This window comes from Ancylobacter sp. G4_0304, assembly GCF_047501495.1.
Lineage (GTDB): Bacteria > Pseudomonadota > Alphaproteobacteria > Rhizobiales > Xanthobacteraceae > Ancylobacter.
On sequence record NZ_JAZDRM010000043.1, the window covers coordinates 20,931 to 31,316 of the forward strand.

General features: G+C 63.9%; 10 protein-coding genes and 1 pseudogene. 10 read left to right on the forward strand and 1 reads right to left on the reverse strand.

Annotated features, from left to right (window positions below; translation table 11 throughout):
• The first annotated feature begins 280 nt into the window (after positions 1 to 280).
• On the forward strand, positions 281 to 1,369 hold the full coding sequence (locus tag VRZ77_RS19200) for a hypothetical protein (protein WP_414594183.1): 1,089 nt from the start codon (positions 281 to 283) through the stop codon (positions 1,367 to 1,369).
• Between the two features lie 81 nt (positions 1,370 to 1,450).
• Here VRZ77_RS19200 and VRZ77_RS19205 read toward each other — a convergent pair whose 3' ends face one another.
• Positions 1,451 to 2,473 carry a helix-turn-helix domain-containing protein gene (locus VRZ77_RS19205; RefSeq protein WP_414594184.1) on the reverse strand — a complete coding sequence of 341 codons (1,023 nt, stop codon included), beginning with the start codon at positions 2,471 to 2,473 and terminating at the stop codon, positions 1,451 to 1,453.
• 491 nt (positions 2,474 to 2,964) lie between these two features.
• Between VRZ77_RS19205 and VRZ77_RS19210 the strand changes: the two genes are divergently transcribed.
• The 9 genes and pseudogenes from VRZ77_RS19210 to VRZ77_RS19250 form a co-directional block, all read left to right on the forward strand.
• Positions 2,965 to 3,261 (forward strand): hypothetical protein, encoded by a 297-nt coding sequence (locus VRZ77_RS19210; RefSeq protein WP_414594185.1) that lies wholly within the window; start codon positions 2,965 to 2,967, stop codon positions 3,259 to 3,261.
• Between the two features lie 13 nt (positions 3,262 to 3,274).
• Positions 3,275 to 3,727 (forward strand): hypothetical protein, encoded by a 453-nt coding sequence (locus tag VRZ77_RS19215; protein ID WP_414594186.1) that lies wholly within the window; start codon positions 3,275 to 3,277, stop codon positions 3,725 to 3,727.
• Between the two features lie 140 nt (positions 3,728 to 3,867).
• Entirely contained in the window at positions 3,868 to 4,287 is a 420-nt protein-coding gene (locus VRZ77_RS19220) for a hypothetical protein (protein WP_414594187.1), read from the forward strand.
• Positions 4,288 to 4,315: 28 nt separating this feature from the next.
• The gene (locus VRZ77_RS19225; RefSeq protein ID WP_414594188.1) at positions 4,316 to 4,918 is read left to right on the forward strand and encodes an OmpA family protein; all 603 of its coding nucleotides are present in this window, start codon (positions 4,316 to 4,318) and stop codon (positions 4,916 to 4,918) included.
• A gap of 194 nt (positions 4,919 to 5,112) precedes the next feature.
• Positions 5,113 to 6,240, forward strand: coding sequence for an efflux RND transporter periplasmic adaptor subunit (locus VRZ77_RS19230; RefSeq protein ID WP_414594189.1), 1,128 nt, complete (start codon positions 5,113 to 5,115; stop codon positions 6,238 to 6,240).
• Between the two features lie 4 nt (positions 6,241 to 6,244).
• The gene (locus VRZ77_RS19235; RefSeq protein WP_414594190.1) at positions 6,245 to 9,400 is read left to right on the forward strand and encodes an efflux RND transporter permease subunit; all 3,156 of its coding nucleotides are present in this window, start codon (positions 6,245 to 6,247) and stop codon (positions 9,398 to 9,400) included.
• 13 nt (positions 9,401 to 9,413) lie between these two features.
• Positions 9,414 to 9,761 (forward strand): YcgJ family protein, encoded by a 348-nt coding sequence (locus tag VRZ77_RS19240; RefSeq protein WP_414594191.1) that lies wholly within the window; start codon positions 9,414 to 9,416, stop codon positions 9,759 to 9,761.
• Positions 9,762 to 9,894: 133 nt separating this feature from the next.
• On the forward strand, positions 9,895 to 10,044 hold the full coding sequence (locus VRZ77_RS19245) for a hypothetical protein (protein WP_414594192.1): 150 nt from the start codon (positions 9,895 to 9,897) through the stop codon (positions 10,042 to 10,044).
• A gap of 235 nt (positions 10,045 to 10,279) precedes the next feature.
• Positions 10,280 to 10,386 (forward strand): annotated as a pseudogene (locus tag VRZ77_RS19250) ((2Fe-2S)-binding protein); the annotation flags it as partial.

The window sequence follows — 10,386 nt, forward strand, 5'->3', positions numbered from 1 at the left end:
CGCGCGCAACCTCAGTTGAGCGTCGCTTCTGAACGGCGGCCCTCTCGCAGAGGCAGCCAAGATCGGTCAGGCTGCTTACGACCCCATTTCGGTCGTCTAGCGACCACTCGTAGTATCCCCGAAACCGGACATTCGGCGCAATTTGCTCCCGAGTGTGTGAGCCCACCTAGACAGATGTCCACGGGGAGTGGAGAAAATCTGCAGGGGATATTGGGGACGAGAAATGAAACCGCCACTCAGGCAATCTAGGGTCGACAAAGCTGGCAATGAAATCGTTCAGGTGTCGATCTACGTCGCCGCAACGTCTCCACTGACACTTGTGACATTCGATGAAGGAGACGAGACTTCGTTCACGCTCGATCAGATAAATGGACGGACTTATGATCGATTGAAACTGTGTCGGACAACAACTGATCTGGACCCGATGTTATCGGCGATGGATGGAATGGCGGTGATAGTGTCGTATACCGGCGCGCTACTGTTCCCTCGGCTGCCAGGTGTGGGCGAGTCAGCGGTGCTAGCTTCCGCCAATCGCCTCCTCCTAAAACTTACCTTCGGAGGTGTCGACTTCGACGCACTGGCGCCAAATGACTTGGGCTTTGGCCTCATGTACGGCACGGGATACTTTCTAGCCGCTGGCGGTGCCGGGGGGCCGAACTTCAACACACTCATGGCGCTTCAACACCAAGATGCGGGTAGCTCCGACACCATGAAGCTGCTTCATCCAAGAGTGAAGACCACTGCGGAGATACATGCTGCCGTTCGCGCAGGGACCCCTGTTGTTGAGGGCATTCCAGAGATGAGCCCCAGCCTGTTCCTCAACGGCCTAACATATTTCCGACAAGGCCAACTGGAGCCAGCATTGGTATTTCTCTGGTCGACGTGCGAGTCGCTTATTGGACGACTTTGGGATGATCACGTTGTGCCCAAGGGGACAGGCATTCCTGGCCGCAAACGTTTCCTAGAAGGGAATGGTTGGCAGGCTGCACATATGGTGGAAGTCCTGTTTCAGATGAACCTCATTGAAAGTGGTCTCTACACGCATCTGAGTCAGGCGCGCACAGCGCGCAACGCTTTGGCGCATCGAGCTACATCTCCCAACGTGGATGACTGCAAGGCAGCGCTGCAGAGCGCGTTCCAGTTAGTGTCGGCCATTCGCTCGGGAGGGAGCATCTACGACGAGTTCAAACAGTTGGCCGAAAGACTGGCCTCGGCGCATGATCCACATGACGGGCCCCTGAAGCCCCAGTACTGGCGGGAAATTCCTTCGGTGCCAGGGGATGAGAAGTGGGAGGGAGAGTATCCTAGGCACCCCGAGATTGAACTCGTGCCAATTTCAGATATCGCCCAGGGGCGCGATAGACGGTAGTCGGCTTTCTATTACTTGCCTCCCGAAAGCCGACCGTCTCCTTCCCACCCCCTTCTCGGACCTCAGGCGAACATCGGCCCGTTACAACTTCGAGACGTACTCACCGATATAGCTGTGCAGCGTGGAGGTGCCGGTCTGCTCCTTGCGGTCAACTGCCTCATGGTTCCGCGCTTCATTTGGCAGCATGCCAAAGCGCTCCTTGAATATCCTGGCGAAGTGGACGCCGTCCGGCAGGCCGCAGCGGTGTAAGATCTCCTTGTTCGACCACATGCTGGTGCTTCGCCCGCTCAGCATCCGGTAGGCGATATCGAGCCGCCGGTCCCGGATGAGCCTGGCCACGCCGCCCTCTTCCGCGAAGGCCCGATAGAGATGCGAACGGGACAGGCGGAAGCGTTTCATGATCGCCTGCGGCCCCAGTTCGGGATCCATGATGCTGCGGTCGATGTAGTCGATGATGCGCTGCTTCATCGGCAGATTGACGGGCAGGTCATCCCGCAAGCCCGTCTCCGGGCCATTGATTGCCGAGGCGAGCAGGATCATCAGGGCTTCCTGCGCGGCCGGCACGGCGTCGACCGGCAGATCGGTGAGAATCGTGTCGAGCCCCTTGATGTAGTCGGCGAGCAGGCGCGTCGTCGGCCATTCACCGCGCAGCACGATGCCGTGAAGCGTCTGGCGCGACACGTATTTCTGCAGTTCCGAACGCGCGATCGCGATGGAGATGCGCGCGCCGGCGCTGACCTGCGAGTCCATCACCTGCGTCATATCGTGGATCAGGATGTCACCGGGCCTGATGGCGACGTCCACTCCGTTGAAGTCTCCCTGGGATTCGCCCGAGATCACCAGTTGGACGATGCACAACTCCAGCGCCGACCTGACCACGGTCCGCCGTGTCCGCCAGACCTTCTGGTCGTTGAAGGTGGTGTTCCCGACGGTGAGGGAGCCGAACGGACGGGAAATGACGGTTCCACGGCACCCCGTATCCCCATTGATGTCCCACGACTCGACCTCGAAGATGAGGCTGGAAAGCTGGCGCCAGAATTCATCCTGGATCTTCGGGTCGACCATGTCCGACGAGAGAAAGAGCTTCTTCGGCCTGGATGACATCCCTCGTTCCCTGTGCGCCACCCGCTCGATCCTGCCGGGTGGAAGCCTCTGCCTGGCAGGCCGCTACCGTCAGCATAGCGGTACTCACGGGCGAATAAAACGGCCCGTCGCGGGAGAGGCCGCTCTGGCGCCTCAGGCATAGGAGTCGACCCGCCCGGAACCAGCCGGAACCCGCCGCCTGCTTCGCATGACGGGACGGCGCGTGGAACCGGACAAGGATGCCCTTTTGTCCCATTTCCATCGGCCGGCTGTCCCAATGTCCGGGCGGAGCCTTCCACACATCTGGACGATGAGCGATGCGGCGCGTAACTGGCGAACCATCGATTTTCGGCCTGTCATGGAGAGTTTGTGTGGGCCCTCGCGTGGCATCTGATGGTGTGGCGCGGGTATACGTAGCGATACGTCATGCGGGATCTGCGGATAAATATCGAATAATCTAGTTCTATGCAGCAACGAGGTGCAGGGTGCCAAGACGAATGCGCTCGATAATCATGGCGTCAGCAGTCGCTGCGGCATTGTCAGTTCAGACGGCGCCGAGTTTCGCGCACAATTATACCGGCGCCGCGATCGCCGCCGGCATCCTTGGGCTCGCCGTGGGCGCGGCGGTCGCCGACAATGCCCGTCCTCGCGATCCGGTCGTCTATGGCGCGCCGCCGGCCGCCTATTACGGGCCGCCGCCGCCCTTCTCCCCGGCGCCCGGTGTGAGCTGCTATCCCACGCGCCGGCAGTGCTACATGTCCAATGGCCTGCTCGACTGGAGCTGGACCGACCGTGTTTTCGCACAGTGACGGGGGCGGGCTCATGTCGCGACGTTTGATTTTGACGGCCGTGTCCGGCGTCGTCTTGGCGCTTTCAGCCGCGGGCCCGAGCTTCGCGGAAAACATCCCTCCGATCGCGACCGACCCGCTGAACGGCGCGTGGGAGGATCTCGCCGAGACCGAGGGCAATCTTCTCAGCGGCGCTCAATTCGCCCAGCTGACCAGTCTGGCCTATCAGACGGCCGTGGTGCGGGTGTGCGACAGCCATACGCTGGACAAGGACGCCGTCGGCAAGGCTCTCGACAAGCTGCTGACGGAGGCCGAGCAGAAACTCGCCCCCGAACAGCAGGATGAGAGGACGGCGGCGATCCTTATCGCCTTCGGCGCGCGTTATGGCCTCTTCATCGCCGAAGCGCATCTCGACAAGAAGACCTTCTGCGGGTCGGCCGCGACACTGAAGGAGGGGGCCGACAACCTGCCGCTCTTCCTGAAGTAACGCCGGCTCGGGCAGCCCGCATCGGCCCTCAATGTCGCCGGCAGGTGGGAAAACGTCGCGAGGAAGCGGGGCTGTCCCGCCATCGCGCCCCTCGCAGGCCCAGGCACGGCGCCTCATACCTCGAACAGGAACCTCGGACGATGAAGACACGCGTGATCGGGCTGGCCGCCCTGCTGGTGCTCGGAACAAGCGCCATCGCCTCCGCCCAGACCATGAGCTACGCCGAAGCCGGCGCGCGGATCGCCGGCAGTTGCGGAGCGTCCATCGAGCGCTTCTGTGCCAAGGACAATATCGGTACAGGGCGCGTGCTGGGATGTCTCAGGCAACATGAAGCCGATGTGCCCGCGCAATGCTTTGCCGACTTCCAGGCCGTCAGCGAGTCCATCGACAAGCGGGTAGCGGCGCAGGCGCGCGCGTTCCAGGTCTGCGAAGCCAATATTCGCGAATACTGCCCGGGCGTGAAGCCGGGTGATGCCCGTGTTCTCGATTGCCTCGACATGGCGAAGAAGGTGGTCGGCGGCGCGTGCAAGCAGGTGCTCCTCGATGCCGGCTGGCAGTGACTCCCCGCAGGGCACATTCAGGAGAACGATGATGAAGAAGACCGCCAGCCATCGCCGTGCCGCGCGCCTCGCGGGGGCGCTCGCCCTCGCCGGGCTCGTCGCGACCGGCGCGAGCGCGCAGACCAGCCTGAACAATAGCCAGATCCTTCAGGGGCTGACACAGGCCACGAGCGACGAGCCGACGATCACCGCCCAGATCCTGAGGCAGATGGCGCAGGAGGCGGTGGCCAAGGACCTGCCGATGACGACGGACAAGTCGACCATCGCCCAGAAGCTCGACAACCTGGCGCAGATCACGGTGCAGATTCAGTTCGCGCTGAATTCGGCGATCATCCGGCCGGAATCCTACGCCACGATCGGTTCGATCGCCGATGCACTGCACCACCCGATCCTTCGCGGCTATCGCTTCCTCGTGGTGGGCAACACCGACACCACCGGTACGCGCAAGCACAATCTGGAGCTCAGCCAGCAGCGGGCGGACGCGATCATGGAGGCTCTGGTGAACCTCTATCGTGTCGACGCCGCCCGGCTCGAAGCGGCCGGCCTCGGCCAGGAGGCGCTTGAGACCCCCGACCAGCCGACCAATCCGGTCAATCGCCGGGTCCAGGTCTTCAACATCGGCATGGAGTAGGCGTGCTGCGCGCTACGCCACAGCTTGCCCGCTGTGCATCTCGTCAGGCCGGGGGGCGAACCGCATAAGCCGCCGCCCTGCCGAGAGATGCGCCGTTCGCCGGATCATCCGGCGAACGGCGGACAGCAGGCCGGTCAACCGCCCCCGACCGGTCTGCTGTCTCGCCTCGCTTGAATGAACAGGACCGTGAACGGATGATGATGAGGGCCGAAACCACCCGCTTTGCCCTGTTGCTGGCAGGCCTGTTTCTGGCAGCGCCGGCGTCGCCGGCAACGGCTCAGGACGTCGCCCCCCTTCGCGTCGGCACGTTGACGATCGCCATGCAGCCGATCAATCCGGCCAAGGAGTTCGTCGGCCGCATCGAGGCGCGTGAAAGGGTGGAACTGCGGGCGCGCGTGACCGGCTTCCTTCAGGACGTGTTGTTTCAAGACGGTCAGGCGGTGAAGGAAGGCGACCTTCTCTACCGGATCGAGCCAGCACCCTTCCAGGCCGCGCTTTCGCGCGCGCAGGGAGCGCTCGAACAAGCCCGTGGTCAGGCGGCCTTCGCCGATCAGCAATACACGCGCGCCCAGGAGCTTTTGCAGTCGCAGGCCGGCAGCGCCGCCATGCGCGACCAGCGCCTTGCCGAGCAGCTGACCGCCAAGGGCAATGTGCAGATCGCCGAAGCGAATGTGCAGGCCGCCGAGATCGACCTCGGCTATGCGGAAGTCAAGGCGCCGATAACCGGCCTGATCGGACGCACAAGCATCACGCGAGGCAATGTGGTGGGACCGGATCGCGGGGTGTTGACGACCATCGTCAGCCAGGACCCGATGCATGTGGCTATTCCCGTCAGCCAGCGCGAATTCCTGACGCTCAAGAGCGCCGATCGCGTGGCGGCCAAGGACGAACTGGCGGCGCTCATCCACTTCTCCGACGGCTCGCCCTATGATCATCCGGGCAAGATCGATTTCGTCGACGTCTCGGTGAACAAGGCCACCGACAGCGTGACCATGCGCGCGGTCGTGCCCAATCCGAACGGCCGGCTGATCGACGGCCAGCTTGTCCGGGTGACATTGCAGCTCGAAACCCCGGTGGAGAAGATCCTTGTGCCGCAGGCGGCGCTGATCGCCGACCAGCAGGGCTTCTACGTTTTCGTCGTCGAGGATGGAAAGGCCGCAATCCGCCGCGTCACGCTCGGCAACGAGATCGGCACCAGCGCGGTGGTCGATTCCGGCCTCGCGGTGGGCGACCAGCTCATTGTCGAGGGTCTATCGACACTGCGGCCCGGCGCGCCGGTGTCAGTCCGGCCCGCTGCTGTGCTTCCGGCGAAGGCGGGGTGAGAGGATGATCTCCTCGCTGTTCGTCGACCGCCCCCGCTTCGCCATCGTCATCGCCCTGATCACGACGATCGCCGGCCTGCTGTCGCTGCTTGCCATCCCGATCGCGCAATATCCCGACATCGTGCCGCCGCAGGTGTCGGTGACGGCCTTCTATCCCGGCGCCTCGGCCGCGGTGGTGGAGGCAACCGTCGCCCAGCCGCTCGAAAGCCAGATCGTCGGTGTCGACAAGTCGATCTACATGAAGAGCGTTTCGGGCAATGACGGCAGCTACACGCTCACCGTTTCCTTCGAACTCGGCTCCGATCCCGACATCAACGCGGTCAACGTCAATAACCGGGTGCAGGTCGCGCTCTCCAAGCTGCCGCAGGACGTCCAGCAGCAGGGCGTGACCGTCAAGAAGCAGTCCTCCGCCCTGCTCGGCGTCATCGCCCTGACCTCGCCCAAGGGCAGCCATGACGAGCTGTTCATCTCCAACTACGCCACCATCAATCTCGTCGACGACATCCGCTCCACGCAGGGCGTCGGCGAAGCCACCCTGTTCGGTCCGCAGGACTATGCCCTGCGCGCCTGGGTGGAGACCGACCGCCTGACCGGGCTCGGCCTGACCACGACCGACATCGTCGACGCCGTCCGCAGCCAGAACGTGCAGGCCGCCGTCGGGCGCATCGGGGCGCGGCCGATCTCCGACGACCAGCAATTCCAGCTCAACATCCAGACCAAGGGGCGCCTCGCCTCGGTCGATGAGTTCAATCAGATCATCATCCGCAGCAACGCGGATGGCTCGGTGCTGCGCCTGTCCGACGTGGCACGCGTCGAGCTCGGCGCCGCCAATCTCGACCGCTCCACCCGGCTGAACGGCCAGCCGGCGACGCTGATCGGCATCTACCAATCGCCGGGCGCCAACGCGCTGACGACGCTCGCCGCCGTGAAGCAGAAGCTCGCCGAGGCGCAGAAGCGCTTTCCCGATGACCTCACCTGGAGCGTCACCTACGACCCCACCACCTTCGTCACCGCGACCATCGAGGTGGTCCGCCACACGCTGGTGGAGGCCTTCGTGCTGGTGGTGCTGGTCGTGTTCCTGTTCCTCGGCAATCTGCGCGCCACGCTGATCCCGACCATCGCCGTGCCGGTGAGCCTGATTGGCACCTTCATCGTGCTGAACGCGATCGGCTATTCGGCCAACACCGTCTCGCTGCTCGCCCTCGTGCTCGCCATCGGCATCGTGGTCGACGATGCCATCGTCGTGGTCGAGGCGGTCGAGGCCAAGATGGAGCAGAAGCCCGAGCTCTCGCCCGCGGCGGCCACCAAGGAAGCCATGCGCGAGATCATGGCGCCTATCATCGGCATCACGCTGGTGCTGCTCTCGGTGTTCGTGCCCGTCGCCTTCATTCCCGGCATCACCGGCGAACTGTTCCGCCAGTTCGCCGTCACCGTCGCGGTGTCGATGCTGCTCTCGGCCATTAACGCACTCACTTTGTCGCCGGCGCTCTGTGCCATCCTGCTCAAGCCGCATCACGGTCCCCGTCGCGGGCCGGTCGGTGCATTGATGCGCGGCATCGACCGGGTGCGCGACGCCTATGGCGCGGTGGTTGCGCGGCTCGTGCGGATCGCCGTCATCGGCCTTGTCATGGTCGCGGCCTCCGGCGCCGGCATCTACGCGCTGAACGGGATCACGCCGACCGGCTTCCTTCCCGAGGAAGACCAGGGCGCCTTCTTCGTGGTGGTGCAGGCGCCGGATGGGGCCTCCGTCGGTCGTACGGCCAACGCGGTGGCCGACGTCGAGGCGATCCTGAAGCAGGAGCCGACCATTGCGGATGTCTCCTCCATCATCGGCTTCAACTTCGTGGACGGCTATTCCCAGCCCAACGCCGCCTTCGTCATCGTCACGCTGAAGCCGTTCGAGGAACGTCAGGAGGCCGGGCAATCGGCGTCGGCCGTGATCGAGAGTCTGGCGCCGAAGCTGATGGGCATCTCCGGCGGCATCGCCCTGCCGCTGGCGCCGCCCCCGATCATCGGCCTCGGCACCGGCGGCGGGTTCACTTACATGCTGCGCGCCATGTCCAACAACGACCCGACAGCCCTCGCGCAGGCACTGCGCGGGATGCTCGTCGCGGCCAATCAGGATCCGCGCCTCTCCGGGGTGTTCTCGTCCTTTTCCGCGTCCAACCCCTCGATCTTCCTCGATATCGATCGCGACAAGGCGGAAATCCTCGGCGTCGACATCGCCTCGATCTTCGAGGCGCTGCAGACATCGCTCGGCGGCGGCTATGTCAACGACATGAACCTGTTCGGCCGCACCTGGCAGGTGCAGGTGCAGGCCGAGGCCGCCGACCGCCGGGCGATCACCGACATCGACCGTATCAATGTGAGAAGCCGCAGCGGCGAGATGGTCGCGCTCAGAAGCCTCGTCGAGCCCCGTCTCGTTCTCGGCCCGCAGGCACTAATCCGCTACGACAACAAGCTCGCCGTCACGGTTCAGGGCGCTCCTGCGCCGGGAATCTCGTCCGGTCAGGCATTGGCCGCGATGGAAGAAGTTGCCGCCCGCGTGCTGCCGGCCGGCTATGCCGGCGCGTGGACCGATATCTCCTTCCAGGAAAAACGGGCTGGCGGCCAGACCGGCATCATCCTCGGCTTCGCCCTGCTGTTCGCCTTCCTGTTCCTCGTGGCGCTCTACGAGAGCTGGACCATTCCCGTCCCGGTGCTGCTGTCGGTCTCCGTCGCCGTGCTCGGCGCCTTCCTCGCCGTCGTGGTCGGCCGAATGGCACTCGATCTCTATGCGCAGATCGGCCTCATCGTGCTGATCGGGCTCGCGGCCAAGAACGGTATCCTCATCGTCGAGTTCGCCAAGGCGCGGCGGGAGAATGGCACGCCGCTGCTGGAGGCCGCCATTGAGGGCGCACGCCTGCGCTTCCGTCCGGTGATGATGACGTCCTTCGCCTTCATCCTCGGGCTGGTGCCGCTCGTCTTCGGCACCGGCGCGGCGATGCTGGCGCGCCGCCATGTTTCGACACCGGTGTTCGGCGGCATGCTCGCCGCCTCCTTCATCGGGATCTTCGCCATTCCCGCGCTCTATGTCGTGTTCCAGGGACTGCGCGAACGTGTGAAGGGCCGTCACGGTGCTGACCGGCACGAGGCGCCAGAACAAGCCTCACATCTTTAGGGAACGGATCTCGATGAAGACCATCGCCTGGACAATTCTGGCCGTGACCCTGGTGGCGACGCCAGCTTTCTCCGCGGCAGGCAAAGCTCTGCAATCGCCGCAGGCCGGCGTGCTGTGCGACCCGTATATGTGTGCCGATGCCAACGGCGTCTCGAAGGAGCTGACCGAGAAGTTCCTCGGCAAGGTGGCCGCCACAAGGCTGTTTGCGCAGGGCACGTTCGATACCAGCGAGTTCACTTTCGCGAACGGCGTGTTCTGCGACACCAAGGAGCGTGCCTGCCGCCAAGACCGCTATTTCGATGCCAACGGACAGCGAAGTCCGGTGGATGACGAAGCGACCGCTCGGCTGTTTGGCAAATAGACGCGGAACCCGGAGAAGGCGGTTCTGCACCGGTTCCGTCCGTCGGACACCGGACGCTCGATGAGGCCGCTATGGTTTCTGGCGCAACACGCCGAAACACGGGCCGCCTTCCCACCTCCTTGGTCGGCGAAAAATGCATCCCGGCGACACGGTCGCCATCATCGGCGTCGGCGGTGTCGGACCGAACGCGATCGCCGGTGCACGCCTCGCCGGCGCCGAGCAGATCATCGCGATCGACCTCGCCGCCGAGAAGGAGGTGAGGATTTGGCGTGGTTACAGCTAAAACGGGCTGCTATGCGCCAACCTTGCTGCAACTTCGGTTGGACGTGCAAATCGAGAAATATCGTCTGCTGGCAAGGTGTAATTTCGCCAGACTGGCGTGTTGTTTACCCAAGCAGAACGCACAATGGTGGCGCCGCACGCAAGTAAACGTGAAGTCGGGTTTCGGCGTCACGCCCCGGTATCTTGCTGCCGATAGAGAATTCAGCCTGCCACGTTACGCCACATCGAGAGGGCACATGACCGATCTCACCATCAACGGCTCCCGGAGCAGCGTCCTCGTTCCTGACGAGACACCGTTGCTTTGGGTGCTGCGCGACGTGCTGGGAATGACCGGTACCAAGTT

Coding starts and splice junctions, on each gene's coding strand:
- VRZ77_RS19240 (WP_414594191.1), top strand. CDS start 9,414: ATGAAGACCATCGCCTGGACAATTCTGGCCGTGACCCTGGTGGCGACG.
- VRZ77_RS19230 (WP_414594189.1), top strand. CDS start 5,113: ATGATGATGAGGGCCGAAACCACCCGCTTTGCCCTGTTGCTGGCAGGC.
- VRZ77_RS19220 (WP_414594187.1), top strand. CDS start 3,868: ATGAAGACACGCGTGATCGGGCTGGCCGCCCTGCTGGTGCTCGGAACA.
- VRZ77_RS19205 (WP_414594184.1), bottom strand. CDS start 2,473: ATGTCATCCAGGCCGAAGAAGCTCTTTCTCTCGTCGGACATGGTCGAC.
- VRZ77_RS19225 (WP_414594188.1), top strand. CDS start 4,316: ATGATGAAGAAGACCGCCAGCCATCGCCGTGCCGCGCGCCTCGCGGGG.
- VRZ77_RS19215 (WP_414594186.1), top strand. CDS start 3,275: ATGTCGCGACGTTTGATTTTGACGGCCGTGTCCGGCGTCGTCTTGGCG.
- VRZ77_RS19235 (WP_414594190.1), top strand. CDS start 6,245: ATGATCTCCTCGCTGTTCGTCGACCGCCCCCGCTTCGCCATCGTCATC.
- VRZ77_RS19245 (WP_414594192.1), top strand. CDS start 9,895: ATGCATCCCGGCGACACGGTCGCCATCATCGGCGTCGGCGGTGTCGGA.
- VRZ77_RS19210 (WP_414594185.1), top strand. CDS start 2,965: ATGGCGTCAGCAGTCGCTGCGGCATTGTCAGTTCAGACGGCGCCGAGT.